General features: G+C 62.2%; 25 protein-coding genes. 15 read left to right on the top strand and 10 right to left on the bottom strand.

The window, feature by feature from the left end:
- The first annotated feature begins 185 nt into the window (after positions 1–185).
- The 15 genes from bchF to ACQKP1_RS17570 are packed head-to-tail and all read left to right on the top strand — an operon-like array spanning position 186 to position 16,538.
- On the top strand, positions 186–731 hold the full coding sequence (gene bchF / locus ACQKP1_RS17640; RefSeq protein WP_203017966.1) for a 2-vinyl bacteriochlorophyllide hydratase: 546 nt from the start codon (positions 186–188) through the stop codon (positions 729–731).
- Positions 728–2,032 carry a ferredoxin:protochlorophyllide reductase (ATP-dependent) subunit N gene (locus tag ACQKP1_RS17635; protein WP_427276244.1) on the top strand — a complete coding sequence of 435 codons (1,305 nt, stop codon included), beginning with the start codon at positions 728–730 and terminating at the stop codon, positions 2,030–2,032. Before bchF ends, ACQKP1_RS17635 begins: the two co-directional genes overlap by 4 nt.
- Positions 2,029–3,591: a ferredoxin:protochlorophyllide reductase (ATP-dependent) subunit B gene (gene bchB / locus ACQKP1_RS17630; RefSeq protein WP_427276243.1), complete on the top strand. Its 1,563-nt coding sequence runs from the start codon at positions 2,029–2,031 to the stop codon at positions 3,589–3,591. The genes ACQKP1_RS17635 and bchB overlap by 4 nt, the downstream gene beginning before the upstream one ends.
- On the top strand, positions 3,563–7,336 hold the full coding sequence (locus ACQKP1_RS17625; protein ID WP_427276242.1) for a magnesium chelatase subunit H: 3,774 nt from the start codon (positions 3,563–3,565) through the stop codon (positions 7,334–7,336). Before bchB ends, ACQKP1_RS17625 begins: the two co-directional genes overlap by 29 nt.
- Positions 7,333–8,262, top strand: a complete 930-nt coding sequence (gene bchL, locus ACQKP1_RS17620) for a ferredoxin:protochlorophyllide reductase (ATP-dependent) iron-sulfur ATP-binding protein (protein WP_246754016.1) — start codon at positions 7,333–7,335, stop codon at positions 8,260–8,262. Before ACQKP1_RS17625 ends, bchL begins: the two co-directional genes overlap by 4 nt.
- 7 nt (positions 8,263–8,269) lie before the next feature.
- Positions 8,270–8,986, top strand: a complete 717-nt coding sequence (gene bchM / locus ACQKP1_RS17615; protein ID WP_203017960.1) for a magnesium protoporphyrin IX methyltransferase — start codon at positions 8,270–8,272, stop codon at positions 8,984–8,986.
- Positions 8,983–10,422 (top strand): MFS transporter, encoded by a 1,440-nt coding sequence (locus ACQKP1_RS17610; protein ID WP_427276241.1) that lies wholly within the window; start codon positions 8,983–8,985, stop codon positions 10,420–10,422. The genes bchM and ACQKP1_RS17610 overlap by 4 nt, the downstream gene beginning before the upstream one ends.
- 37 nt (positions 10,423–10,459) lie before the next feature.
- Entirely contained in the window at positions 10,460–11,239 is a 780-nt protein-coding gene (puhA, locus tag ACQKP1_RS17605; RefSeq protein ID WP_203017958.1) for a photosynthetic reaction center subunit H, read from the top strand.
- Positions 11,236–11,910 carry a photosynthetic complex putative assembly protein PuhB gene (gene puhB / locus ACQKP1_RS17600; protein ID WP_427276240.1) on the top strand — a complete coding sequence of 225 codons (675 nt, stop codon included), beginning with the start codon at positions 11,236–11,238 and terminating at the stop codon, positions 11,908–11,910. Before puhA ends, puhB begins: the two co-directional genes overlap by 4 nt.
- A gap of 10 nt (positions 11,911–11,920) precedes the next feature.
- A complete protein-coding gene (gene puhC, locus ACQKP1_RS17595) occupies positions 11,921–12,415 on the top strand; it encodes a photosynthetic complex assembly protein PuhC (protein WP_203017950.1) in 495 nt (164 codons plus the stop codon).
- Positions 12,412–12,717, top strand: coding sequence for a hypothetical protein (locus tag ACQKP1_RS17590; protein WP_203017949.1), 306 nt, complete (start codon positions 12,412–12,414; stop codon positions 12,715–12,717). The genes puhC and ACQKP1_RS17590 overlap by 4 nt, the downstream gene beginning before the upstream one ends.
- A gap of 56 nt (positions 12,718–12,773) precedes the next feature.
- Positions 12,774–13,823, top strand: a complete 1,050-nt coding sequence (gene acsF / locus ACQKP1_RS17585; protein ID WP_153763626.1) for a magnesium-protoporphyrin IX monomethyl ester (oxidative) cyclase — start codon at positions 12,774–12,776, stop codon at positions 13,821–13,823.
- A gap of 10 nt (positions 13,824–13,833) precedes the next feature.
- On the top strand, positions 13,834–14,733 hold the full coding sequence (gene puhE / locus ACQKP1_RS17580) for a putative photosynthetic complex assembly protein PuhE (RefSeq protein ID WP_427276239.1): 900 nt from the start codon (positions 13,834–13,836) through the stop codon (positions 14,731–14,733).
- Positions 14,733–15,950, top strand: a complete 1,218-nt coding sequence (hemA, locus tag ACQKP1_RS17575) for a 5-aminolevulinate synthase (RefSeq protein WP_203017945.1) — start codon at positions 14,733–14,735, stop codon at positions 15,948–15,950. The genes puhE and hemA overlap by 1 nt, the downstream gene beginning before the upstream one ends.
- Positions 15,951–16,004: 54 nt before the next feature.
- Positions 16,005–16,538, top strand: coding sequence for an isopentenyl-diphosphate Delta-isomerase (locus ACQKP1_RS17570; RefSeq protein ID WP_203017943.1), 534 nt, complete (start codon positions 16,005–16,007; stop codon positions 16,536–16,538).
- Positions 16,539–16,722: 184 nt separating this feature from the next.
- Here ACQKP1_RS17570 and pufC read toward each other — a convergent pair whose 3' ends face one another.
- The 10 genes from pufC to bchC form a co-directional block, all read right to left on the bottom strand.
- Positions 16,723–17,979, bottom strand: a complete 1,257-nt coding sequence (gene pufC, locus ACQKP1_RS17565; protein ID WP_203017941.1) for a photosynthetic reaction center cytochrome PufC — start codon at positions 17,977–17,979, stop codon at positions 16,723–16,725.
- Positions 17,980–17,990: 11 nt separating this feature from the next.
- Positions 17,991–18,890, bottom strand: coding sequence for a photosynthetic reaction center subunit M (gene pufM / locus ACQKP1_RS17560; RefSeq protein ID WP_427276238.1), 900 nt, complete (start codon positions 18,888–18,890; stop codon positions 17,991–17,993).
- Between the two features lie 79 nt (positions 18,891–18,969).
- Positions 18,970–19,815: a photosynthetic reaction center subunit L gene (pufL, locus tag ACQKP1_RS17555; RefSeq protein ID WP_203017938.1), complete on the bottom strand. Its 846-nt coding sequence runs from the start codon at positions 19,813–19,815 to the stop codon at positions 18,970–18,972.
- Between the two features lie 99 nt (positions 19,816–19,914).
- Entirely contained in the window at positions 19,915–20,112 is a 198-nt protein-coding gene (pufA, locus tag ACQKP1_RS17550; protein ID WP_006724823.1) for a light-harvesting antenna LH1, alpha subunit, read from the bottom strand.
- Positions 20,113–20,124: 12 nt separating this feature from the next.
- Positions 20,125–20,346 carry a light-harvesting antenna LH1, beta subunit gene (gene pufB / locus ACQKP1_RS17545; protein ID WP_006724822.1) on the bottom strand — a complete coding sequence of 74 codons (222 nt, stop codon included), beginning with the start codon at positions 20,344–20,346 and terminating at the stop codon, positions 20,125–20,127.
- 116 nt (positions 20,347–20,462) lie between these two features.
- Entirely contained in the window at positions 20,463–20,696 is a 234-nt protein-coding gene (locus ACQKP1_RS17540) for a hypothetical protein (RefSeq protein WP_203017937.1), read from the bottom strand.
- Between the two features lie 44 nt (positions 20,697–20,740).
- Positions 20,741–22,192, bottom strand: a complete 1,452-nt coding sequence (gene bchZ, locus ACQKP1_RS17535) for a chlorophyllide a reductase subunit Z (RefSeq protein ID WP_427276237.1) — start codon at positions 22,190–22,192, stop codon at positions 20,741–20,743.
- Entirely contained in the window at positions 22,186–23,769 is a 1,584-nt protein-coding gene (bchY, locus tag ACQKP1_RS17530; RefSeq protein ID WP_427276236.1) for a chlorophyllide a reductase subunit Y, read from the bottom strand. Before bchY ends, bchZ begins: the two co-directional genes overlap by 7 nt.
- Positions 23,770–23,784: 15 nt before the next feature.
- Positions 23,785–24,792 (bottom strand): chlorophyllide a reductase iron protein subunit X, encoded by a 1,008-nt coding sequence (locus tag ACQKP1_RS17525; RefSeq protein WP_427276235.1) that lies wholly within the window; start codon positions 24,790–24,792, stop codon positions 23,785–23,787.
- Positions 24,789–25,727 (bottom strand): chlorophyll synthesis pathway protein BchC, encoded by a 939-nt coding sequence (bchC, locus tag ACQKP1_RS17520; protein ID WP_427276234.1) that lies wholly within the window; start codon positions 25,725–25,727, stop codon positions 24,789–24,791. The genes ACQKP1_RS17525 and bchC overlap by 4 nt, the downstream gene beginning before the upstream one ends.
- Between the last annotated feature and the right edge of the window lie 48 nt (positions 25,728–25,775).

Here is a 25,775-nt window from a genome sequence, read left to right as displayed (position 1 = left end):
CGAAACCGTTTCAATGCGGCGTCAGGCGTGGACGGCAGGCATCCCGTCAGACGAGCACGAGTAACATGTACCCAGTTTTCATTTCTGTAAATCAAAATATACGTCAATCTAAGTTGACACTTTCATCGTGGCGGGCGTAGTCTTCAGTCAATCCCGATTTCCCTTGGGAGGGGATGGGAGAAGGGATGACCGCCATGCGCATACCCAAACCATCGGCATCAAGCCGAGCCCTTTACACACCGGACGAGCGCCGTAGGCGCGACGAAAGCGTGTGGACCTTGGTGCAGGGTATCTTGGCTCCCGTGCAGTTTCTCGTTTTCCTCGTCAGCCTCGGTCTGATCTTTCGCTTTCTGGTGACGGGTGAAGGTCTGTTCGCCGCCCAGATGTCCATCGTCGTGAAGACGTTGACGCTCTATGCAATCATGATCACCGGCTCGATCTGGGAAAAGGTCGTGTTCGGCCGCTATCTGTTCGCTCGCCCGTTCTTCTGGGAAGACGTCTTCTCGATGTTGGTCCTGGCGCTGCACACGGCCTATCTCGTCGCTTTGTTTGCCGGCTCGCTGACCTCGGGCGCATTGATGGCGCTCGCGCTTGCCGCTTATGTCACCTACGTCATCAATGCCGGGCAGTTTCTCTGGAAGCTGCGTCTTGCCAGGCTTGATCATGCCGAAAAGCTGAGATCGTCTGCGGCGCTCGGCAACGGCTCCTCTCTCACGGGGAGCACGTCATGAACCAGCCGCTCGTCTCTTGCGCCACACCTTCCGCCACCATTCGCCAACGCGGCCAGCATGAGGTCTTCTGCGGGCTGACGTCCATCATCTGGCTGCATCGCAAGGTGCAGGATGCCTTTTTCCTGGTGGTCGGATCGCGCACTTGCGCCCATCTCATCCAGTCCGCCGCCGGCGTGATGATCTTTTCCGAGCCGCGCTTTGCGACGGCGATCATGGAAGAGCGCGATCTGGCCGGCATGGTCGACATGCATGACGAGCTCGACCGCGAAGTTGCCCGTCTTCTCGAGCGTCGCCCCGATATCCGCATGCTGGTACTGGTCGGCTCCTGTCCGTCCGAGGTCATCAAGTTCGACCTCAACCGCGCCGCCGAACGGCTCGACAAGCGTTTCGGCTCAAAGCCGCGGGTCCTTTGCTATTCCGGCAGCGGTATTGAGACGACCTTCACACAGGGTGAAGACAATTTCCTTGCGGCTTTGGTGCGCGACCAGGCCGTGCATGGCGCAGGCGACAAGGTCGCCAAGCTGGTTGTCGCCGGCTCGGTTGCCGATGTGGTGGAAGACCAGTTTGCCCGGCTGCTCGATGATCTTGGTCTCGAAGACGTCGTCTTTCTGCCCGGCCGCAGCAGCGAACGTCTGCCACAGATCGGCCCCCAGACGCGCTTCATCCTCGCACAGCCCTATCTTGGTGCCACAGCCGCCGCACTCGAAAGCCTCGGCGCATCGCGCATCAATGCAATCTTCCCGCTCGGCGAAGAGGGTACGACGGCGTGGCTGAAGGCGATTGCCGATACGTTTGGCGTGTCGCCGGCCCGTTTTGCCGCTGTCACCGAAGCTCCGCGCCGCCGCGCGCTCGAAGCAACCGCGCATTACCGCAGTGCCCTCCAGGGCAGACGCATCTTCCTCTTCCCCGACAGCCAGATGGAGCCGTCTCTCGCCCGCTATCTCAGCCGCGAGCTCGACGCCACGATCATCGAAGTCGGCAGTCCTTATCTGCATCGCGAGCATGTGGCTGGCGAACTCGCCATGCTGCCGCCGGGCGTCTCCATCTCCGAAGGTCAGGACGTCGAGATCCAGATCGACCGCTGCCGCGCAGCCTCGCCAGACCTGGTCGTTTGCGGAATGGGGCTTGCCAATCCCTTCGAGGCGCAAGGTATCGTCACCAAGTGGTCGATCGAATTCGCCTTCACACCGATCCAGGGCTACGAACAGGCAGGCGACCTCGCCGAGCTCTTCGCCCGCCCGCTGACACGCAAGGCCATGATCGCGGGCGACCGCTCCGGCAACCGGAGGGCCGCATCATGAAACTCACCATGTGGACCTATGAAGGACCGCCGCATGTCGGTGCCATGCGCATCGCCGCCTCGATGAAGGGCGTGCACTACGTGCTGCATGCGCCGCAGGGCGATACCTATGCCGATCTGTTGTTCACCATGATCGAGCGTCGCCCCTCGCGTCCGCCCGTCACCTACACCACCTTCCAGGCGCGTGATCTCGCAGGCTCCACGGCCGATGTGTTCAAGACCGCCTGCCGCGATGCGGTCGAACGATTCCAGCCGGATGCGCTTCTGGTCGGCGCCTCCTGCACGGCCGAACTTCTGCAGGACGATCCGGCGGGGCTTGCCAAGACGCTCGATGTCGGTATCCCGGTCGTGCCGCTGGAGCTTCCTTCCTATCAGAAGAAAGAGAACTGGGGTGCGGCGGAGACTTTTTATCGGCTTGTGCGCAGCTTTGCCGGCGGTCGCGAGCGTCCCACTGAGATTGCTCCGAACAGCTGCAATATCCTTGGGCCCTCCGCCCTCGGTTTCCGCAATCCTGACGACGTCACCGAAATCTGCCGGCTGCTCGCCGCGAACGGTATCGACGTGCGTGTCGTGGCACCCCTCGGTGCAACCGTAGCCGATCTCGCCCGCCTGCCGGACGCCGCCTTTAACATCGTGCTCTATCCGGAGATCGGCGAGAGTGCGGCGCGCTATCTGAAGAAGACCTTCGGGATGCCCTTCGTCTCGACCGTGCCGATCGGCGTCGGCGCGACACGCACCTTCCTTGCGGAAGTCCGGGCGCTAGCAGGCCTTTTGAACGATGAACCTGTCGGCGAGGCCGAGGACCGGGCAACCTGGTACGCCCGCTCGGTCGACAGCAACTACCTCACCAACAAGCGTGTCTTCGTGTTTGGTGATGCAACACACGCCATTGCCGCTGCACGCATCGCTGCCCGAGAACTCGGTTTCAAGGTCTGCGGCATCGGCACCTATATGCGCGAGTTCGCCCGAGAGGTCCGCGAGGCGGCCGAAGAATTCGGCGTTGAGGCCTTGATCTCCGACGACCATCTCGATGTCGAACAGGCGATCATCGACGCTCGTCCGGAGCTTGTTCTCGGCACGCAGATGGAGCGCCACATCGCCAAGCGGCTGCGCGTTCCCTGCGCCGTCATCTCGTCCCCCGTGCATGTCCAGGATTTTCCGGCCCGTTACTCGCCGCAAATGGGCTTCGAAGGCGCGAATGTCATCTTCGACAGCTGGGTTCATCCGCTGATGATGGGGCTTGAAGAGCACCTTCTGCAGATGTTCCGGGATGACTTCGAGTTCAACGATCAGGCGCAGGCATCGCATCTGCATGCCCACGCCCCGGCAGCCGCAGCCGCTGCGACCGAAGTGGTCTCCGACGATGAGACGCTCGTGCTCGCCGAGGTACCCGCTGACGACGCGGCCTGGACGCCAGATGCCGAGCGCGAGCTGAAGAAGATCCCCTTCTTCGTGCGTGGCAAGGCCCGCCGCAACACCGAACTCTTCGCCGCCCGTAAGGGTATCCGCCCCATTACCGTGGAGACGTTGTATGACGCGAAAGCCCATTTCGCCCGCTGACGCGACCCCGGTCCGGGTGGTGTTCGTGACACTCGACAATCATATTGTCGCAGCTGTCGATGATGCACGGCGCAGCCTCGCACAAGACCTGCCGGGGCTCACACTCTCCGTGCATGCCGCAACTGACTGGAACGACAATCCGGCGAGCCTTGAAGCCTGCCGCGCGGCGATCCTTGGTGGCGACATCATCATCGTCTCGATGATCTTCGTCGAAGAGCATGTGCGCGCCATCGCAGACGTTCTGGAAGCACGCCACCTCGAATGCGACGCCATGGCCTGCTGCATGTCGGCCGGCACGATCATGAAATACACGACCATGGGTCGCTTCAAGATGAGCGAGGAGCAGAAGGGTCCGCTCGCGCTCCTGAAGAAGCTTCGTGGAAAAAGCTCGCGTGGTGGCAAGGACAGCGGCCGCACCGCAGGCGAACGCCAGCTCGCCATGCTGCGCCGCCTGCCGCAATTGCTGCGCTTCATTCCGGGTACCGCGCAGGACGTGCGCAATTATTTCCTGACGCTGCAATACCGCATCGCGGCTTCGGATGAGAACATCGCCAACATGGTTCGCCTGCTGGTCGGCAAATATGCCAAGGGCGAGCGCAAGGGCCTCCAGGGCCGCATCACGGTCGGAGATCCGGTCGAATATCCCGATATGGGTCTCTATCATCCGGGCCTGAAGCCAAGGGTCACGACGCAGCTTTCCAGCCTGCCGCACAAGGCGGGTGCGCGTGGGACGATCGGGCTTCTGCTTCTGAGAACCTACATCCTGTCTGGCGATACCGGCCACTATGATCGTGTCATCCGCGAGTTGGAAACGCGCGGCTTCAATGTCGTGCCGGTATTCTCGAGCGGTCTGGACATGCGCGGCGCAATCGAGCGGTTCATGACGCCTGGAACGGGAGGCGTCCGCATCGATGCCCTCTGCTCGCTGACCGGCTTCTCGCTGGTCGGCGGACCGGCCTATAGCGATGCCGCTGCCGCTGCCGAGACACTTGCGGCGCTCGATGTTCCCTATTTCTCCGCGATGGCGACCGAGTTTCAGAGCAAGGAAGTCTGGTTCTCGTCGACACAGGGGCTGACCCCGATCGAAACTACACTGATGGTGGCGATCCCTGAACTCGACGGCTCGATCGGCTCCATGGTCTTCGGCGGTCGTTCTGACGCGGGCGGCGGGGCGAGAGCCTGCATCTGCTCGAGAGAGCTTGCCTCCTGCCCGTCCGGCAGGGCCTGCATGCAGCCGGATGACGAACGCGTCGTGCTGCTCGCCGATCGCCTCGCTGCCATGGTCGACCTGCGGCGCAAGGAACGTGCCGAGCGCCGTATCGCCATTGCGATGTTCAACTATCCGCCGAACAGCGGCAGCATTGGCACCGCCGCCTATCTCTCCGTCTTCGAGAGCCTGTTCGAGACCATGCGCCGGCTGAAGTCGGAAGGGTACGATGTCGACTTGCCCGCCGATGCCGAAGCGCTGAAGGACGGCATTCTTGAAGGCAATGCAGCACTTTATGGCGTCGAGGCGAATGTCCACACGGTCATCCCTGTCGACCAGCATGTGCGCCATGAGAAACACCTCGCCGACCTCGAAGCCAAATGGGGACCGGCACCGGGACGCGTTTTGAGCAATGGCCGCGGCATCTTCGTGCTCGGCCGCCAGTATGGAAACCTCTTGATCGCGATCCAGCCGCCCTTCGGTTACGAGGGCGACCCGATGCGCCTGTTGTTCGAAGGCGGTTTCGCCCCGAACCATGCCTTTGCTGCCTTCTACCGCTATCTGCGCGAAACCTACCGCGCCGATGCCGTCTTGCATTTCGGCACCCATGGCGCGCTCGAATTTATGCCCGGCAAACAGGTCGGCCTGTCTGCAGATTGCTGGCCGGATCGCCTCCTGGGCGCGCTTCCCAACTTCTATCTCTATGCCGCCAACAACCCGTCGGAAGGCACGATCGCAAAACGTCGTTCTGCCGCGACGCTGATCTCTTATCTGACGCCGCCGATCACGCATTCCGGGCTCTACAAGGGCTTGAGCGAGCTAAAAGGCAGCCTGGACCGCTATCGCAGTGCAGCCCCCGAAGTGCGTGTCGAGCGGGAAAGGCTGTTCCAACTCATTCAGGTCCAGGCCGAACAACTGGATTTGGGCAAAGATAGCCTCGGGCTTGCGGAAGCCGACATGATCCAGGCGCTCGTGGCCGAGGTGGCTGAAGTCGAATACGCGCTCATTCCGCACGGTCTGCACATTGCCGGTCGCGCCATGGAGGAAGGCGAGCGTCTGGAAATGCTCGACCATGTCGCCGCCAACATGCCACCTGCCGTGCGTCCGCACCTTCAGACTGAGTTGATCGCCGCGATCGCCAAGGGTGACGCCGCGACGACTGCGCGGATGACGAAAAACGCAGTCGGTGAGCTCAAGGAGTGCATCGACAAGCTCGTCACGATGAACCGCGAACTCTCTCACAATGGAGAGATCGACGGCCTCGTCCGGGCTCTGGACGGTCGGTATGTGCTACCGTCGCCCTCTGGTGACCTGCTGCGCACGCCTGAACTCCTGCCGACCGGCCGCAATATCCACGGCTTCGACCCCTTCGGCATTCCGAGCGCCTTTGCCATCCAGGATGGCGAACGTCAGGCCGCGAAGGTGCTCGAACGCTATTTCGCCGCCGATGGACGCCTGCCGGAAACGGTTGCCGTGGTTCTCTGGGGCACCGACAACCTGAAGACTGGCGGTGCGCCGCTGGCGCAGGCCATGGCACTCATGGGTGCGCGCCCGAAACTCGACGCCTACAATCGCGTCTGCGGCGCTGTTCTGGTGCCACTCGAAGAACTGCAACGCCCACGCATCGATGCGGTCATGACGCTGTCTGGCATCTTCCGGGATCTCCTGCCGATCCAGGCGAGCATGCTGGCCGAGGCGAGCTATCTCGCAGCTGTCGCAGACGAACCGGTCGAGATGAACTTCATCCGCAAACATGCGCTCGCCTATTGCGAAAGCCATGGCTGCGACATCGAGGCTGCGGCGTACCGTGTCTTTTCGAATGCCGATGGCGCCTATGGATCGAACGTCAACATGCTGGTCGCATCCTCCTCTTGGAGCGACGATGATGAGATCGCCCAGACTTACAGCAATCGCAAGAGCTTCGCGATCAACCGTTGCGGCAAGACCAGCGCGCAGGCCGAGGTCTTCGATGCGATGATCGGGCAGGTCGACATGGCTTACCAGAATCTCGACTCGGTCGAGATCGGGGTGACCACGATCGAGAACTATTTCGATACGCTGGGCGGCCTGACCAAGGCGGTCTCGAAAGCCAAAGGCGGTGCGACGCTGCCGGTCTTCATCTCCGACCAGACACAAGGCGAGGGACGCGTGCGTACCCTCGGCGAGCAGGTGGCTTTGGAGACACGCACACGCACGCTGAACCCGAAGTGGTTCGAAGGCATGCTGAAGCATGGCTATGAGGGCGTGCGCAATATCGAGACGCAGGTCACCAACACCTTCGGCTGGTCGGCGACCACAGGCGATGTCGACCCCTGGGTCTACCAGCAGATTACCGAGACCTTCGTGCTCGACGCTGACATGCGCGAACGGCTGGCCACACTCAATCCGGCGTCTGCCGCCCGTGTCGCCAACCGGCTGATCGAGGCGCATGAGCGCAACTATTGGCAGCCGGATGCAGAAACGCTCGCCGCCCTGAAACAGGCCGGTGAAGAATTGGAAGACCGTCTCGAGGGGCTGGTCAGGGAGGCTGCCCAATGAACATCTACACCCATGGCAAGATCGCCGAACGCGAGGCCCGCATCGCCGAGAAGCTCCGGGAGCGCGCCGATGGCGAAGGCAGCGTGCAGGTCCATCTCGACCCGACGATGGAAATCGATGGCGCCAAGGTCTTCGCGGTCTACGGCAAGGGCGGGATCGGCAAATCGACGACGTCGTCGAACCTCTCGGTTGCCTTCTCCATGCTCGGCAAGCGCGTGCTACAGATCGGCTGTGATCCGAAGCATGATTCCACCTTCACGCTGACCAAGAGCCTGATCCCGACCGTCATCGACGTTCTCGAAAAGGTCGATTTCCATTCGGAAGAACTCCGTCCGGAAGACTATATGGTCGAGGGCTATAACGGCGTTCAGTGCATCGAGGCGGGTGGCCCGCCGGCCGGCACCGGCTGCGGCGGTTATGTCGTCGGACAGACGGTCAAGTTGCTCAAGGAGCATCACTTGCTCGACGACACCGATGTCGTGATTTTCGACGTTCTCGGCGATGTTGTTTGTGGTGGTTTTGCCTCGCCGCTGCAACATGCCGAACGCGCGGTCATCGTTGCCGCCAACGACTTCGATTCCATCTTCGCGATGAACCGGATCGTTGCTGCCATCAAGGCGAAGTCGAAGAACTACGATGTGCGCCTCGGTGGCGTGATCGCCAACCGGTCGCGCGAGACAGACCAGATCGACCGTTACAATGATGCGATAGGCCTCAAGCGCCTCGCGCATGTGCCTGACAGTGACCATGTGCGGCTGAGCCGGCTGAAGAAGAGCACGCTTTTCGAGATGGGCGACAGCCCGGAGATCCTGGGCATCCAGAAGGAATACATGCAATTGGCCGAGCGCCTTTGGGCGGGCACGCCAGCACTTGAAGCCGAACCGATGAAGGACCGGGAAATTTTCGAATTTCTCGGCTTCGAGTGAGGTTGCCATGAGCCAGGCCGATTACATCAGACGCACCGGCGAGATCGAACACTACTTCGACCGCACCGCGCTCGATGCCTGGAAGCGGCTGACCGGCGACCAGCCGGTGAGCGGCATTCGCGCGACGGTCCGCAAGGGGCGCGAAGAGATGCGTGGCACGCTTGCTTCGTGGCTGCCGCAGGACCTCACCGGCTGGCGCATCCTCGATGCAGGCTGTGGCTCCGGCGTTCTCTCGTTCGAACTGATCGCACGTGGTGCAGAAGTCGTCGGCATCGATCTCTCGGCGCAGATGATCGCCCACGCCCGCCAGCGGGCGCATGAAATCGAAGCATCGCAGGGACGCTTCAAGGGCTCGGTCACCTTCCACAGCGGCGACATGCTCGACCCGCGTCATGGCCGTTTCGATGCCGTGGTCGCGATGGATGTGCTGATCCATTACCGCCCTGCGGACGCCGTTCGGGTGCTTCACACTTTGGCCGGGCGCACCTCGCGCCAGATGATCTTCACCCTGGCGCCTGGATCCCGCCTGCTGCGGGCGATGCTCGCTGCCGGCAAGGTTTTCCCTCGTGGCAATCGTGCGCCGGCGATCTACCCGGTCGATCCGGTGCGGCTTGTCGCGCAGATGGTCAACCATCCGGAGTTTGCCCATTGGCAGGCTGGTCGCAGCCACAAGGTTGCCGTCGGCTTCTACACCTCGCAGGCCATGGAGGTGATCCGGTCATGACGATCGCTGCCGCCAACCGCAAAATGATCTCGTTCTGGCAGAAGCTCGGAACGCGCTTCATGCCGTTTGCGGATGCGGCGTCGGCGGAGATGCCGTTGTCGAGGTTGTTGCGCCTGTCGCTCTTCCAGATCTCTGCCGGTTGCGTGCTCGTCCTTTTGACCGGGACACTGAACCGCGTGCTGATTGTCGAACTCGGCGTTTCCGTTGCGCTCGTCTCGGCGGTGGTCGCCATTCCGGTTCTTGCCGCTCCACTCAGGCTCCTCTTCGGTTTCCGCTCGGACACCTACAAGTCCGTGCTCGGCTGGCGGCGGGTGCCGTATGTCTGGCTCGGCAGCCTGCTGCAATTCGGCGGGCTCGCGATCATGCCGTTCGCGCTGCTTCTGCTCCAGTCGCAGACGCTTGGCCCCGAATGGGCCGGTGCTGCAGGTGCGAGCCTCGCCTTCATTCTCACCGGTTTCGGCATGCATATGTCGCAGACGGCCGGTCTGGCGCTTGCCAGCGACCTCGTACCGGAGGAGAAGCGCCCGCGCGTCGTCGCACTTCTCTACTTCATGCTGCTCATTGGCATGATCGGGGCATCGAGCTTCTACAGCTTTTTCCTGGTCGACTTCTCGCCGAAGCTCTTGATCCAGGTGATCCAGGGCACGGCGCTGCTCACCATCATCATCAATGTCATCGCCATCTGGAAGCAGGAAGCGCGCGATGTGCGCCGCACGGCCGTCGATCGCGATCTCGCAAGCTTTTTCGATGCGCTCGACGACTATCGCAGCGCGCCCGGCGTGATGCGGCTTCTTCTGGCCGTCGCCATCGGATCTGCAGCCTTCTCGATGCAGGACATCCTGCTTGAGCCCTATGGCGGGGAGATCCTGGGTCTATCCGTCGGTGAGACGACAAGGCTGACGGGAATCTGGGCCCTCGGCACCATGGTCGGCTTTGCCTGGGCGGCCCGCAGCCTGCAGAATGGCGCCCAGATGTACCGTGTCGCGGCGCGGGGCTTGCTGATCGGTCTCGGTGCCTTCTCGGCCGTCATCTTCGCCTCGCCGCTTGGCGTCAACCCGCTCTTCCATCTTGGTGCATTTGGCATCGGTCTCGGCGGCGGACTGTTTGCCGTCGGCACGATGCTCGCCGCCATGGGTATCGCCGAGCGCTCGGACAGTGGTCTCGTCGTGGGCGCCTGGGGTGCCGTGCAGGCGACCGCCATCGGTGCGGCCATGCTGGCCGGCGGCGTGATCAAGAACACGATCAATGCACTGGCGCTCAATGGCTCGCTGGGTGACGTCATGATGACGCCGGCTGCTGGCTATCTGGTCGTCTATAGCTTTGAAATCATTCTCCTCTTCCTGTGCCTGGCGGTTCTCGGTCCGCTGACCGGCCGGCGCTATCAGAGGGACTATCTGCAAGACATGCGTTTTGGATTGGCGGAGCTGCCCGGCTGACCGCCGGCAGATGCGCTTTACACGGGAGGGTCTGGATATGACCGGGTCGCTGGTTGGGAATATCGATGTCGCACAAGTGGTGCTCTATGCGTTCTGGCTCTTCTTCGCGGGGCTGATCTGGTATCTGCGCCAGGAAGATCGTCGTGAGGGCTATCCGCTCGAAGAAGATGTGACGGGCCGCTACAACAAGAGCCCCTGGCTGTTCGTGCCGCCGAAGAAGACCTTCATCCTGCCGCATGGCCAGGGCGTCCGACATGCGCCTGACTTCAAGCGTGACGAGCGGACGTTCTCGAGCCGCCGCATCGCGCCAGCGCCGGGCTATCCGAGCGAGCCGGTTGGTAATCCGCTGCTCGCGGGCATCGGCCCCGGCTCCTGGGCCGAACGTTCCGACAGGCCTGACGTGACGGCTCATGGCGATGCCCGCATCGTGCCACTCCGTGTCGCCGAAGGCTTCGGGCTTGCCGAAGGCGCTGCCGATCCGCGAGGTCTCGCCGTCCTCGGTTGCGACAAGCAGATTGCCGGCACCGTCAAGGATATCTGGGTCGACCGGGCCGAGCATCTGATTCGCTACTATGAGGTGGAACTCGCCGATGGCGGACGCACCGTGCTTTTGCCGAACAACTTCGTCGTCTTCCAGACCGGTCGTGGCAATGTCCGGTATCTCTATGTGCATGCGGTAACAGCCGCGCAATTCGTCGATGTGCCGGCCACCGCCCGCCCCGAACTCGTGACCCTGCTCGAGGAGGACAAGATCGCCGCCTATTTCGGTGCCGGTCTCCTCTATGCGGATCGCTTTCGTCAGGAGCCACTGCTGTGAAAAAGTTCGTCACTCGAGAACATGAGATCGAGCCGCTGCCGGGCCTTCCAGGCGTGCCTCCGGCAGGTGAAGTCATCCTCTGGCAGGGGCGGCCATCGTCCGCCCTTGTCGCCCGGCACCTTTTGAAAGTTCGCTGGATCGTCGGCTATTTCCTGATCCTCGCCAGCTGGGCCGTGCTTGCCGGCTTGAACGATGCTCAACCTGTTGGCGGCATCGTCTTTTCGGTTGCCGTTCTGACCGCCCTGGCCGGGGTGCTGATCGGCATGATCGAACTCTTCGCCTGGGCCGTTGAAAAGACGACCCTCTACACGATCACCACGGAGCGCGTCGTCATTCGCTTCGGTGTGGCCATTTCGATGACGCTGAACCTGCCGTATCGGCAGGTCGATGGTGTGGCTCTCGCACGGCTTGGCGAAAAGGCGGGCATGATCGCCATTGCCCTTGTGCCAGAGCAGCGCCTGTCCTGGCTCATCCAGTGGCCGCATGTGCGGGGCTTCCGTTTCTCGAGGCCGGAGCCGAGCCTGATCTGCCTGCCCGACGCGGACAAGGTGGCAAATGTGCTGTCGGCCGCGATCGGCCAGTATCGTGGCGCGCGGGCCGAACAGCCGCGGATCATCATCCAAGAGACTGCCGGAAGCGCCATGCCGCCTTCCGTCGTTGCCGCCGAATAGGAGCCGTGTGATGGGATCGGCCTCGCATCTCGGTTACTGGGCAGACCGCAAGGGCAAGACGCCCAATCGTGTGCCTCGCGGCGTGTTTCTTGGTCTTGTCGGTCTGCTGGCTTTCACGGCAGGCGCAATCCTTTTCGGAACAACGACAGGGATCGGGCTCGTCAAGCAGCAGCAGGCCGCACCGATCGCCATCCGCGATCTCATCATCACCCGCACCACTTCAGACTTCGTCGTCGTGAGAGACGCTGCGACGGATCAGGAGATCGCAAGCTATGCACCACAGGCCGGTGGCTTTGTGCCGGGCTCGTTGCGCGCGTTCGAGCGCATGCGCCAGGTCTCGAAGGTACCGTTCGATACGCCTTACCGACTGATCAAATGGGATGCCGGTGGACTGAGCCTGTCCGATACGGGCACAGGCGAGCGGATCTATCTCGATGCATTCGGCCCGGACAACGTGGCCGCATTCGAAGCCCTTCTGGGCTCACAGGGAGGAGAAAACCAATGAACCCGGTCTTTGCCTTGATGCGACGGAAGGAGACGGTCGATTGTACCGTCGAGATCAACAACACCTTCGAGGCGCTCGGTGCGCATCTGAGGTTCGACAACGGGGTGGTGGTGCATCCGGGTGACGAGGTCTTGGTGCATGGCGCACCGGTCCAGATCCCCTATGGCTCCTGCCAGAATTTTCGCCGGAAGGCCACCATCACCCGGGCGGGTTTCCTGGAGCGGGCCTGGACCCGCGCCACCGGCGATCTCGACATGATGGAATTGTGCGAATTCAGCTTCACGGAGAGGGCACTGTCATGAACAATCATGTTTCGCCTGTTGATCTTGCCGATCACGAACCGACCGTCGAGGAACGCATGGCCGGTGTCAGCGACACGACCCGCAGCGCGCTCGTCTCGACGATGCTGACACCGCGCTTCTACACCACCGATTTCGAAGAGATGGACAAGATCAATGTCGAGCCGGTGCGTGCCGAATGGGACGTGCTTATCGCGCAGATGAAGAGCGATCCGAACCGCGGACACTTCAAGCGCAACGAGCAGTGGGACGATATCGACATCGACGCCCTGCCGGACGATCTGCGCGAGGAGTTCATCGACTTCCTCGTCTCGTCGCTCACCTCGGAGTTTTCCGGCTGCGTCCTCTACAAGGAGATGAAGCGACGCGGAAAGAACCAGGAAATCTGCGAGCTCTTCGGCTACATGAGCCGTGACGAGTCCCGTCATGCCGGCTTCATCAATGATGCGCTGAAGGAATTCGGTATCGGCGTGAACATGGGCTTTCTGGCCAAGGCGAAGAAATACACCTTCTTCAAGCCAAAGTTCATCTACTACGCGACCTATCTGTCCGAGAAGATCGGCTATGCCCGCTACATCACGATCTTCCGCCATTTGGAAAAACATCCGGACAAGCGGTTCCATCCCATCTTCAAGTGGTTCCGTGAATGGTGCAACGACGAGTTCTCCCACGGCGAGGCTTTCTCGCTGATCATCCGCTCCGACAAGCGGCTGATGGAGGGCATGAACAAGTACTGGATCAAGTTCTTCCTGCTTGCGGTCTTTGCCACCATGTATGTGCGCGACCATATGCGGCCCGCCTTCCACAAGGGGCTCGGCGTCGATATCGACGATTACGACATGAAGGTCTTCCGGCTGACGAGCGAAATCTCGCGCCAGTGCTTTCCGCTCGTGCTCGATCTCGACAATCCGGCCCTGCATGAAGGCTTCCGTCGCATGGAGCGGATCAACCGCAAGGTCATGGCGGCTGACGCGAAGGGTGGCCTTTCGGGCAAGATCGCCAAGGGCTTCTGGTCGGCGGCTGCTGCCGTCAACTTCGTCCGGATGTATGCGATCCCGACCAAGTCGAACGCCATCCCGGCGACGTCGCGCCTGCAGCCGGTCTGGTGAGGAAATTGCCATGACGATCACGCACCCGATCGTTGTCGTTCTGGTCGCCATCTCGGTATGGTGGCTTTCGACCGGGCTGGTGCTCGCCATGGTCAATCGATCCGACGGGCCACGGGCGAGGAGCTTCGTCCTCATGGCGCTGATGACCGTTGTCGGCGCCTTCGGCTTCGCCCTCATGCTCTGGGGCGCAGGGGAACCAACGGTGCTCGGTTCCTATCTCGGCTTCTTCGGCGCGCTGCTCGTCTGGGCTTGGCATGAAGCGGCCTTCCTGACAGGGATACTGACAGGTAGACGGACCGGTGAATGCCCGCCCGGACTGACAGGCTTTTCCCGCTTCCGCGCGGCCTGGGAGGCGGTCAGCGATCACGAGATCGCCATCCTGGTGACCGCGATTGCTCTGTGGTTAGCGCTCGAGGGATCGGCCAACCTCTTCGGGCTTGCCGCGTTCGGGCTCCTCTGGGGCATGCGGATCTCCGCCAAGCTGGTAATTTTCCTTGGCGCGCCGCATGCGATCAGCGAGTTGATGCCGAAGGGCATCCGTCACCTCAAAAGTTATTTCAAGACCGATCGGATGACGCCGCTGTTTCCGATCTTCCTGGCCCTCGCGGCTGGCATCTTCGCCGTCCTCGTCGTCGGTGCCAACCGCGCGACGCAGGCGCATTCGGTCGTTGGCCATACGCTGCTCGCGACTTTCATGGCGCTTGCCATCATCGAGCATCTGGTTCTCGTCCTTCCCGTCTCGGACACAGCGCTCTGGCGCTGGGCGATGGCGCGTCAGGATCGGGGCAATCTTGCCATTCGCCCGGTGGCGGACGGCGTTTCCGCACTCAAGGAGGGTGGGCCGGTGTCCGGGCCACACACCGCCTGGACAACAATCGGACACGACACGATCGGGAAGAGGAAAGACTGATGACTGTTTTCCAGCACATGGAAGAGGCGCTCGCCGGCCTGCATACCGCCGGCAATTACCGCGTTTTCGCGGATCTGGAGCGTCACTGCTCGGCCTTTCCGAAAGCCGCGTTTCATCATGCTGACGGGACGGCCCGCGATGTCACCGTCTGGTGCTCCAACGATTATCTCGGCATGGGCCAGAACCCGCTCGTGACCGAACGGATGATCGAGGTCGTGCGCAAGTGCGGCGCCGGTGCCGGCGGTACACGCAACATTTCAGGCACCAACCACTATCATGTCTTGCTGGAGCACGAACTCGCCGACCTGCACGGCAAGGAAGGCGCGTTGATCTTCACGTCGGGCTATGTCTCGAATTGGGCAGCGCTCGGCACGCTGCTCGCAAAGATCCCCGGCATCATCTGCTATTCGGACTCGCTCAATCACGCCTCGATGATCGAAGGTATCCGGCATTCGCGCTGCATCAAGCGACAGTTCCGTCACAATGATTACAAGCATCTGCGTGAGCTGATGGCGGCGGATGATCCGGCAGCGCCGAAGCTCGTCGCCTTCGAAAGCGTCTATTCGATGGATGGCGACATCTCGCCGATCAAGGAGATCTGCGATGTCGCCGACCAGTTCGGCGCCCTGACCTATCTTGATGAGGTGCATGCCGTCGGCATGTACGGGCCGCGCGGCGGTGGCGTGGCTGAGCGCGAAGGTCTCATGGACCGGTTGACGGTCATTGAGGGGACGCTCGGCAAGGCTTTCGGCGTCATGGGCGGCTATATCACCGGTCCGGCCGTTCTGGTTGACTTCGTTCGCTCATTCGCATCAGGCTTCATCTTCACCACCGCGATCCCCCCGGCGCTTGCGGCCGGCGCGACTGCGTCGATCCGCCATCTGAAAGAAAGCCCCTTCGAGCGCCATATGCACCAGGCGACGGTTGCGAAGGTCAGGCGGGCGCTCGACGTGCGGGGGATCCCGCATATGCATAACCCAAGCCATATCGTGCCGGTCATGGTCGGCAATGCGGCCAAGTGCAAATGGATCTCGGACGTGTTGCTCGATGACTTCGGCATCTATGTCCAGCCGATCAACTATCCGACAGTCGCCGTTGGCAAGGAAAGACTGCGGATCACGCCAACGCCGCTTCATACAGACGCGGATATCGAGCACCTCGCCGAAGCGCTCTGTTCGCTTTGGTCGAAATGTGCATTGGCCAGGGCGGTTGCCTGAGGCTTACAAAAGCCGTATCGGCACGGCGCAGCCAGGAGTTTGGAGCCGGACAGGATGACGGACAGCATTTACATTCCGGCAATTGCCGGCGACGGATCGCTTTATCCGATCGAAAAGATGCAGGCGCATCTCGATGGCCAGCTGCATCTGGCCGTGTCCGTCTTCGTCTTCGACGGTGACCTGTTGCTCATCCAGAAACGTGCCTCGACGAAGTATCACTGCGCTGGACTCTGGGCGAATACCTGCTGCACCCATCCGCATTGGGAGGAAAGGATCGAGGACTGCGCCGAGCGCCGCCTCTCCGAAGAGCTCGGCTTCACTGTCCCGCTCACCCGTCATCAGACAGTCGAATATGCCGCCGATGTCGGTCAGGGGCTGAGGGAGCACGAGCGCGTGACGCTGTTCAGCGCCCAAGTCGACAGCCGGACACTTGAGATCGCGCCTGTGGAAGGCGAGGTCGAAGAAACCCGCTGGATTGGCCCTCGTGAACTGATGCGGGAGGTGCGTGAGCGCCCGCAGGATTTCACGCCCTGGTTCCGCATCTATCTTCAGCGCTTTCCGGGCTTGAGTTTCGCCGAAGCGGCCTGACCCTCTGGCCTGTCTCTCCCCATCATGATCCAGCCGCGATCGGTGCCGTCGTGCGCGCCTATATGCGGGTATAATCCGCCCAACTTCATTGAAGCTCGGAGCCTGGCCACGGCATTCAGTAATACGATCAAGGACAAAAAGAAGGGGAGCTCGAGAGCTCCCCTTTTCATTGTGGTCCGCCTTCTTAGGGCGTTGCGGGCGGGGTCGCCGCAGGTGGTGAGGTCGCCTCGGGTGTAGAGGGTGTCGCCGGGTCAGCCGGTGGCGTGACGGCGGCGGGGTCTGCCGGAGGTGTGGCTTCGACCGGATCAGCAGGGGGGGTAACGTCCGCAGGGGCGGCCGGGGGCGTCGTGGTGTCGCCTGCAGGTGCCAATCTCTGGGTCGTGCCGGGCTGGTAGCTCGCAAAGTCTGGAACTTCCGTCGGTCCCTTCCTCGTCAGCGAGTCGGCATAATCCTGCAGCATCGAGACACCGTAGAGCGGCTTCTGAACACCGGCATGGCAGGTGCCGCAGCCGACCTTGAAGACATCGCCTTCCGGTCCCTTGCGGGTGTCCGGGAAGACCGGCGTCAGGCCGACCATGTAGTTCGCGTTGATGTCCCTGACCATGCGGATGCCGTGCCAGGCGGTGACGCGCTGCGGCGGGCTTTCATCCCAGGCGTTGAAGGCTCTGGAGTTGTGGCAGGTGGTGCAGTTCACGCCGAGCGATTCCGACATGTGCATCATCAGAGACCACGTGGCTTCGGTTTCCTTGGTGCCAGCCAGATTGGCGCTTGTCGGCAGAGCCGTGGTGGAATGCACGCGGATCTGCTTTGCATCGAGGAGGTAATCCTTGAGGACATTCTGCGGCAGCGAGGAATTGCCGGCGAACATTGCGACGACATTCTGTCCCGCGCGGTTCTGTGTCATGCCGCCGGCCGGCTTCGGTTCGAGATCCTCGTACCAGTAGTTGGCGGGGATCGCCTGTCCGCGGTGACAGGTGTAGCAGGTGGCGCCAACCTGACCGACATGGCTCTGCCAGTCGACATTGATCGCCTGGGTCATCTGGATCATGCGGCGGGAGACCACCTTCTGGTAGACCTCGTCGGAGGCGAGGTTTTCCGGATTGTGGCAGTAGTTGCAGCCAGCTTCCGGGGCGATCCATTCGGTGATCGAGGCCATGAACTGATTGAACTGATCGTCCGACAGATCGCCCAGTACCTGGACGTTTTCATAGATGTCGCCGGCCCGGTCGCCCGAAGGGTCCGCCTCCCACGGGGCGGGCGGCACGACGTTTGCCAGCTTCAATGCTTCCTGATTTTCGACATCCCGGTGGACATACATGCCGGTACCGCGAAAGCCGATCTGTTCGCTCTCGACGGGTGGAGCATCCCAGCCGGCGCCGACGAAGCTCGCGATCGTCAGCAGGGAACCGGCGGAGATAGCGAAGGGAATCCAGAGTTTCATCGTCCTTCTCCTTAAAGCGCCGGGTCGACGACACCGGGATAGCCCGGCAGCGGGGAGACGATCCCGTGATTGATGCCCCAGAGGTACCAGTTCTCGACGACGGTGCCCGTGAGCAGGATGCCGATGCCACCGGTGATGGGGGTGAGGATCGCGAACCACCAGGCCCAGCGGTGGACGGATTCCATGGTGGCGTTGAAGCCCATGGTCCATCTCCAGAAGAGGGCTGCGCGTTCGGAAGCGGTGCCGCGATCGGTGATCTGTTCCAGCTCGCGTTCACCGCCGTATTTGCCAACGGCCAGGATCGTTGCACCATGCATCGCAAAGAGCAGGACCGAGCCATAGAGGAAGACGATCGAGAGGCAGTGGAAGGGATTGTAGTAGAGGTTGCCGTAGCGGATCGAAAAAGCCGCCGTCCAGTCGAGATGCGGGAAGATGCCGAAGGGCACGGCTTCCGAGAAATTGCCCATCAACAGTGGACGAATGAAACCGAGCACCAGGAAGAGCCAGATCGCGGCGGCGAAAGCCCAGGCGACATGCGTGCCCATTTCCAGCTGACGTGCGCGGCGATAGACGCGCACCCACCACAACAGGACCGAGATGGTGAGGAAGAAGCCTGCGATCAGCCACCAGCCACCTTCCGCGAGCGGCGGCAGGACTTTCAGGCCGTATTCGGCAGCTGGCGGCTCCAGCCCCAGCCAGAATAGCTGGCGTACGAACTGGATCGGATCCCAGCCGACCGAGGCCAGCATGTTGAGGCCGATGATCTCGAAGGCGATGAAGCCGAAGACCAGCGACAGTGTGCCGAGCCAGCCGAGGTAGATCGGTCCGATCTGGGCGTTGCCGATGATGCCGAACAGACGGACGAAGATAGGTTTGCCGGTGCGCGGGCTGTCGCCTGCGGGAAGGGGCATGCCCTCTTCCGCTGGACCGCTGACCTGGATCGGCGTGATGATATTTTGATACTGCGCTAAGAACATGGTCCGGTCCCCCTCAGTTCCAGATCGGCAGCGTCAGCCACCAGTTCCACCATTGCGGCCAGCCCTGGTTCCAGAACGGTCCGCTGATGACGATGCAGACGGCGCTCCAGAAGCCCGCGTTCAGCGCCAGGATCAGGCCGAGGCGGTGGATGCCGAGCGTGCCGATCGAGTAGCCGATGATGTCGCGGAAGAAGGTGTCTTCGTATTCGGGTGTCTTCACTTCCGCCTGCTTGCCGGCCTCGGTGTTCGATGCACCTGGATTGGCGGCTGACAGAATGAGGCCACCGTGCAGAGAAAGAGCCAGCGTCGTGGTGAAGAAGAAGGTCACCGCGATCATATGCGCCGGATTGTAATGGAAATGCAGATATTGGTAGCCGACGTTCGAAACCCAGTCGAGATGGCTGAAGATGCCGTAGGGAAAGCCATGCCCCCAAGCGCCGAGCAGCAACGGACGGAAAACGACGAGCGTCGCATAGGCGAAGATCGCGACGGAGAAGGCAAAGGGTACGTGGTAGCCCATGCCGAGCTTGCGGCAGATCTCCACTTCACGAAGCGCCCAGGATATGAAGGCGCCGAGCGCGCAGACGGTCACGATCTGCCAGAGGCCGCCTTCCTTCAGTGGCGCCAGCGCCAGACCGTAGGACAGGTCGGGTGGCGCGATCGAGATCCGCCAGATGTTCCAGGTCGGACCGATGGCTGCGCCATAGATCAGGAGTGCCGTCCCGAGGATCGCGAAGAATGCCGTGGTGACGCCGAAGAACCCTACATAGAAGGGTCCCACCCAGAAATCGAAGAGATCGCCTCCGAGCAGCGTCCCGCCTCGTACGCGATATTTGCGTTCAAAACTCAGCAGCGCCATGTTCGTTTCCTCCAGAGGTGATCAGCCAGGCGGCGTTGTCGGGTCATGCCGTTTGGCGGCGGGCGAGACCGAAGTGCCGCCCGCTGCCGTCTTGGTTCTTCAGCCAATGAGCCGGAGATCCACACCTTCAGAGATCGAATGCTCGATCGAACTGGTTGTGAGGGGCCTGCCCTCCAGCCAGTTGAAGCGTTCCGTGCTCAGCAGGATGAAGTGGATCAGGATCGCAAGCGTGAACAGGAATACAGACAGTGCAACCAGCGCCTTGCGCGGGTCGAACATAAGCCAGACTCTCCACATATCGCGTCCTCCTCAGGTCAACATCGGCAGAAGCGTGAGAGCCGTCTGGTTAATGCCCTCGAGAGAGCTGTAACCTTCCGGACCCGGGATCCAGGGACGCCACATCCAGACCAAGATATGCGCGACGATGGCAATCGCCGTGAATATCATGAAGCCTTGGATGAAGAATCCATGGACCTCGCGCGCTTCGCTTTCGGTCAGACCCGAAAGTGAAACATTTGATGTTTCAGCCATCAAATTCACCTCCTAGTCTCGAACACCGCGGCGCCCCCGCGGCGGGGTTTCGGGAGGTCTTTGAAAAGACCTGCCGGGTTTCTGCCGGTGTCGAGAACACCGGCAAAGGGATCGGGTTACGCGTGGAAGGCGTAACCGGCAGCTGCATAGGCCGAGCAGCGAGCCTCGGCGAAGATCGATTGAGCGGGCCGCTCGGCGGCCTCTTCCGCATGGCCGGTCATGCGCGACGCGACGGCCGCGAACAGGCAGAGCGGATAGAGGAGCAGGTAGAGGCGCCGCATGTTCTGGCGCTCGGACTGGCGGTCGCGATGTCGACGCAGGTCCTGATCGGATCGGGTTGCAGTGATCATGGCTTTGCCTCCAGTTGTCCCGTTGATGGGTGTCGTTCCGATATTCATGCGTAGGCTCCCTCAAGTCGGGCGGCCGTTTCGACATGATCCCGGGTAACTTCGTGGTCTTCGGCACGGCGAGCCTCGCGTTCCGCTGCTTCCCGCAGCCGCTTGGCGGCCGAGATGCGGACGAGGACCGGCTCGTTGCCGATGAGTTTTTCCAGCGATGCCTGAGCATCCGATTGCCAGGCCATCTCCGTGCGCGGGCGTGCCGTCGTCGCCTCGATCGCGTCGAGTTCTCCGGCGCGCGGCAGGATGTCGAACAGCATGTCGAAGAGGGCGTTGCAGACTTCCTGGATCAGCCAGGCCGCACCTGAATAGCCCATGACCGGCGTGCCGGGATGGCGGCGGACGATGGCGCCGGGATAGGACAGCTGCACGAACTTGCCGCGCGCACCGCGCTCGGCCATGTACATGTGCTCGTTGAACGAGCCGAACATGATCATCGGTGGTTTCTTTGCGGTCAGCTCCGCGACCTCGATGTTGTCGGTTTTCGAGCCGGCCTTGCGCGGGATCGCGAAGTTGCAGGGCAGGCCCATTTCTTCTTCGAGGAAGTTGCGAATGCCGCGCACATAGGTCTCGTTGGCGACGATCGCGAAGCTTGCAGTTGCAAAGAAGTCCTGGGTGACGGAGCGCCAGAGATCCCAGAGCGGTTTCAGCGTCGTGTGCTTTTCCTTCAGGATAAAAGGTTCAGGGTCGAGCCCGAGCATGTCGCCGAGTTCACGCAGGAAGGCCGTCGTCGAATGGATGCCGATCGGTGCCTGCAGATAGGGGCGGTCGAGTGTTTCGCAGAGCAGACGGCCGAACTCGCGGTACAGGCAGATATTGGCATCGGCATCGGCGAGCTTGCGCACGTCTTCAAGATGGCTGCCCAAGGGGAAGACCATGTTGATCTCGGCGCCTAGCCCCTCGACGAGGCGGCGGATCTCGGCGAGGTCTGAGGGCATGTTATAGGTGCCGTAGATCGGGCCGATGATGTTGACGCGGGGCTTGGCGCCTTCCGGGCGTCGGCGCGGAGCCGGCACCTTGCCGCCCTTCGGGCCGAATTCGGTCCAGAGCCATTTCAAGGCGCGGTCGGCGCTCTGCCACTGGTCTTCGTCGATCGTGCGCGGCAGAAAGCGGACGATGTTGGATCCTTCAGGCGTCACGCCACCACCGATCATTTCGGCGATCGAGCCGGTGACGACGACGGCGGGCAGGTCCGGATCGAGAGCGAGCCGCGCCCGCTTCATCGCGCCTTCCGTGCCGTGCTGGCCGAGTTCGTCTTCCGACAGACCGGAGACTACGATCGGCAATTCGTGCGGCGGCAGGGCGTCCGTGTAGTGGAGCACCGAAGTGACCGGCAGGTTTTCGCAGCCCACGGGGCCGTCGATGATGACCTGGAGGCCCTTGATCGCGGTGAAGGCATAGACGCTGCCCCAGTATCCGCCGGCTCTGTCGTGGTCGAGGATCAGCATCCGACGCTCTCCCCATTGTCGACGGCGTTGCGGGACTGCTTGACCTTGGCGGCGAACTTCTTGCGATAGGCGCTGCGGTCTTCGGGCACGCCTTCCCAGATGCCGGCGCTGTCGCCCGAGCCGACGCCCTCGAAGAAGGCGTTCATGGCGAGGAAGCGGTCCTTGTTGCCGATCGCGGCATTGATAACCGCTGGCAGCGAGGCGACACCGGCAGGGCCCATCAGGGGACGGGCGGAGATCAGGTTGGTGAAGTAGAGGGCAGGGGTGGCGCTCTCCTTGGCTTTCTGAACGACGGGGGTCGTGCCGATGGCGAGGTCCGGCTTGAATTCTTGGAAGGCGGCGAGGTCCTGCTCCAGCGAGGCGCGGAAACGGAGTTCGACGCCGTGGGCCGCCAGCCACTCGGCGTCCTCGCTGTTATAAGGCGTCTTCGGACAGGCCGTGCCGACATAGCGCAGGTCAGCGCCGAGTTCGACCAGCAGGCGGGCAACGAGGAGTTCGGAGCCCTCATAGCCCGAGAGCGTGATGCGGCCGTTGATCCTGTTTTCGGCGAGTGCCGCCTTGATTGCGCCGCGCATGGCGTTGCGGCTGATGTTGGTCTTGGCTTCAGCCACGCCGCAGCTATCACCAATAGCTTTCAACCAAGCATCCGTTCCGTCGACACCCACCGGGGCCGAGCCGATGATCGGACGACCGGCTGCCTGAAATTCGCGGATACTTGCCGTGTAAAACGGATGGATCGCCGCGACCGCAGCGCAGTCGAGGGCGGAATAGAGTTCACGCCATTCGCGGACGGGGACCGTCGGGCCGGCTGCAAGCCCCATGGGCTCCAGCATGCCGCCGATCACAACCGGATCGACCGGGAACATTTCGCCGAGCAGGGTGACTGTCGGCCGGTCCTTCAAACCGCCACGCGGGCGCTGCACCGGGCCTTCGCCAATTTCCTGGCGAGCATAGGCGAGCATGGCGCCCGAGAGCACATCCTTGGCTTCTGCATGGGTCGGGACACCAAAGCCGGGGACGTCGATGCCAACGATGCGCACGCCATCGATCTCGCGCGGCAACATCTTGAGCGGCACGCCCGAGGCGGTGGGGACACAGAGGTTGGTGACCACGACGGCATCGAATTTCTCCGGGTCTGCCATCTGATGCACGGCCTCGACGATGTCCTCGTAGAGCTTGCCGGTGACCAGCGTTTCGGAGGAGAAGGGCACGTAGCCAACCGAGCGCTTGGCGCCATAGAAATGCGAGGTGAAGGTCAGGCCGTAGACGCAGCAGGCAGACCCTGAGAGGATCGTGCCGACGCGGCGCATGCGAAGTCCGACGCGCAACGAGCCGAAGGCGGGGCACATGGATTGCGGCTGGTCATGTGGGCCCTTGGGATAGTCCGCCTCGAAGCGGTCCATCAATTCGCCCTGGCCGGCGGCGCGGGCCGCAGCCTTGGAGAGCTCGACGCCGCCATGGCAGCCGATGCCGTTTATGTCCGCGACCGCCGCGTCGCCAAGGACGGCGGCATCGTTGCCGACGGGAGCAGTCCCGCTGGCATCGTCCAGCTCGAATTCCTTGCGCAGGTCATCCATGGTTGTCACCCGATCTCACACGTTGTCGTAGACGACTTCCAGCGACGGCCGTTTCAGTGCGCCGGTGGCGCACATGTCTTCCGGCAGGGCTGGCTGGAGTTTGTAATCGGCACCTGTTTCGCTCGCGTCGAAGAGGCCGAGCAGGCCGTCCTGGTCGAGCGGTCGGGGGAGGACCGGGGGAGCTTCGGCAAGATTGATGGACAGCGCTTCGAAGAGCGGTCCCCAATGGCTCTCATGCGTGCCGATGATCTGGTAATTGGCGCTCTTGCGGCGGATGTCGTCGTCCTGCGGGATCGAGGCGAGCACCGGAATGCCGACCGCTTCGGCAAAGGCCTGGGCCTCGCCTGTGCCGTCGTCCTTGTTGATGACGAGGCCGGCCACTCCGACATTGCCGCCGAGATTGCGGAAGTATTTCACCGCAGAGCAGACATTGTTGGCGACATAGAGCGATTGCAGATCGTTCGAGCCGACCACCACAACCTTCTGGCACATGTCGCGGGCGATCGGCAGACCGAAACCACCGCAAACCACGTCGCCGAGGAAGTCGAGCAAGATGAAGTCGAAGTCCCATTCATGGAAGCCGAGCTTTTCCAGCGTCTCGAAGCCGTGAATGATGCCGCGGCCACCACAGCCGCGGCCCACTTCCGGTCCGCCGAGTTCCATGGCAAAGACGCCGTCGCGCTTGAAGCAGACGTCGGAGATCGAGACTTCCTGACCTGCTTCCTTGCGGCGCGAGGCTGTCTGGATGATGGTCGGGCAGGCACGGCCACCGAAAAGCAGCGAGGTCGTGTCGCTCTTCGGATCGCAGCCGATCAGCAGGACCTTTTTACCGAGCTGGGCCAGCATGTAGGAGAGGTTGGCGAGCGTGAAGCTCTTGCCGATGCCGCCCTTGCCGTAGATCGCGATGATCTGAGTTTCCTTGGTGACCTTGCCTGTGGCCGGCGCATCGGGTTCGATGCCGGCTTCTTCGCGAAGATTTTCCTGCAGGCGCTCCAGGCCGTCCTGTGCGAGGTCGAGGCTCATGCGGCATTCCTCCAGTCGATGATCATTTTCAGGCAGTCGGGGTCGTTGAATGCGATCCGATAAGCGGAGGCCGCATCCGATGGGGCTGAATGGTGGGTAATCAGGCCGCCCAGGGAGAGGCGTCCGGCTTCGACAAGTGCGAGCACCGCCTGGACGTCGTCAGGCGTAAATTCTGCGGAGATGGCGATCGAGGCTTCCTTCATGAAGGCCGCCGGGAAGGCAAAGTCGAGCCGTTCGCCATAGAAGCCGGCGAGCACGACTTCTCCGCGCCGGTTGAGGCGCGCGACGGCCTTGTCGATCACGCCGGAATCGCCGCTTGCATCGATGACGGTGGCGTGACGCTCGTCGCCGGCGGCCTCCGGTGTCTCGACGACATAGCCGGTCGCTCCGTCACGGCGGGCCAGACGTGTCTCCCAGACTGTCGGGGCCGGATGCCCGGTTGCGATGACAATCCGGGCAATCAGGCGGCCGAGGACGCCATGGCCGATGACAAGTGTGGCCGCATGGGCCGATCGACAGACTGCATGGTATGCGGTTGCTGCCAGCGCGAGCAGCGCTGCCTCTTCCGCATGCTGGAAATGGGTCTTGACGGTGCGGGCACCGGGAACCACGAGCCTTGCGGCACTGGCACCGAACAGTCCGGCAGCATCTTCATAACAATTGGCGCCCGGGACAAAGACCTGATCACCGACAGAGCGGCCCGAGTCTGGGCCCGCCTCGACTACCGTGCCAACCGTCTCATAGCCTGGGACCAGGGGATAACGCATGCCCGGAAAGGCGGGCATGGTGCCCTCGTAGAGCATCTTCTCGGTGCCACTCGAGACACCGCTGAAGCAGGATTCGACAACCACGTCCGACGCCTCAGGCGCGCGGAGCGCCAATCGCCTGACGGCGAGTGTTCCCGGTTTTTCAAAGACGATGGCTGAACTGCGCATTGTCGTGCCCTCCCCGGACACGGGATGCTTTCTGCTCCCAATGTCATC

The sequence above is a fragment of the Allorhizobium sp. NPDC080224 genome (assembly GCF_050281005.1).
Lineage (GTDB): Bacteria > Pseudomonadota > Alphaproteobacteria > Rhizobiales > Rhizobiaceae > Allorhizobium.
The sequence above is the reverse complement of the archived record's forward strand: the minus strand, read 5'-3'. Positions and strand labels throughout refer to the sequence as shown.

Bases quoted from the DNA above. Each gene is read 5' to 3' on its own strand.
- bchF (WP_203017966.1), top strand. From the start codon at position 186: ATGACCGCCATGCGCATACCCAAACCATCGGCATCAAGCCGAGCCCTT.
- pufC (WP_203017941.1), bottom strand. From the start codon at position 17,979: ATGAAACTCTGGATTCCCTTCGCTATCTCCGCCGGTTCCCTGCTGACG.
- ACQKP1_RS17635 (WP_427276244.1), top strand. From the start codon at position 728: ATGAACCAGCCGCTCGTCTCTTGCGCCACACCTTCCGCCACCATTCGC.
- ACQKP1_RS17625 (WP_427276242.1), top strand. From the start codon at position 3,563: ATGACGCGAAAGCCCATTTCGCCCGCTGACGCGACCCCGGTCCGGGTG.
- puhA (WP_203017958.1), top strand. From the start codon at position 10,460: ATGACCGGGTCGCTGGTTGGGAATATCGATGTCGCACAAGTGGTGCTC.
- bchL (WP_246754016.1), top strand. From the start codon at position 7,333: ATGAACATCTACACCCATGGCAAGATCGCCGAACGCGAGGCCCGCATC.
- bchM (WP_203017960.1), top strand. From the start codon at position 8,270: ATGAGCCAGGCCGATTACATCAGACGCACCGGCGAGATCGAACACTAC.
- ACQKP1_RS17610 (WP_427276241.1), top strand. From the start codon at position 8,983: ATGACGATCGCTGCCGCCAACCGCAAAATGATCTCGTTCTGGCAGAAG.
- ACQKP1_RS17525 (WP_427276235.1), bottom strand. From the start codon at position 24,792: ATGAGCCTCGACCTCGCACAGGACGGCCTGGAGCGCCTGCAGGAAAAT.
- bchC (WP_427276234.1), bottom strand. From the start codon at position 25,727: ATGCGCAGTTCAGCCATCGTCTTTGAAAAACCGGGAACACTCGCCGTC.
- puhC (WP_203017950.1), top strand. From the start codon at position 11,921: ATGGGATCGGCCTCGCATCTCGGTTACTGGGCAGACCGCAAGGGCAAG.
- pufB (WP_006724822.1), bottom strand. From the start codon at position 20,346: ATGGCTGAAACATCAAATGTTTCACTTTCGGGTCTGACCGAAAGCGAA.
- ACQKP1_RS17570 (WP_203017943.1), top strand. From the start codon at position 16,005: ATGACGGACAGCATTTACATTCCGGCAATTGCCGGCGACGGATCGCTT.
- ACQKP1_RS17590 (WP_203017949.1), top strand. From the start codon at position 12,412: ATGAACCCGGTCTTTGCCTTGATGCGACGGAAGGAGACGGTCGATTGT.
- hemA (WP_203017945.1), top strand. From the start codon at position 14,733: ATGACTGTTTTCCAGCACATGGAAGAGGCGCTCGCCGGCCTGCATACC.
- bchB (WP_427276243.1), top strand. From the start codon at position 2,029: ATGAAACTCACCATGTGGACCTATGAAGGACCGCCGCATGTCGGTGCC.
- pufA (WP_006724823.1), bottom strand. From the start codon at position 20,112: ATGTGGAGAGTCTGGCTTATGTTCGACCCGCGCAAGGCGCTGGTTGCA.
- bchY (WP_427276236.1), bottom strand. From the start codon at position 23,769: ATGGATGACCTGCGCAAGGAATTCGAGCTGGACGATGCCAGCGGGACT.
- bchZ (WP_427276237.1), bottom strand. From the start codon at position 22,192: ATGCTGATCCTCGACCACGACAGAGCCGGCGGATACTGGGGCAGCGTC.
- pufM (WP_427276238.1), bottom strand. From the start codon at position 18,890: ATGCCCCTTCCCGCAGGCGACAGCCCGCGCACCGGCAAACCTATCTTC.
- pufL (WP_203017938.1), bottom strand. From the start codon at position 19,815: ATGGCGCTGCTGAGTTTTGAACGCAAATATCGCGTACGAGGCGGGACG.
- ACQKP1_RS17540 (WP_203017937.1), bottom strand. From the start codon at position 20,696: ATGATCACTGCAACCCGATCCGATCAGGACCTGCGTCGACATCGCGAC.
- acsF (WP_153763626.1), top strand. From the start codon at position 12,774: ATGGCCGGTGTCAGCGACACGACCCGCAGCGCGCTCGTCTCGACGATG.
- puhE (WP_427276239.1), top strand. From the start codon at position 13,834: ATGACGATCACGCACCCGATCGTTGTCGTTCTGGTCGCCATCTCGGTA.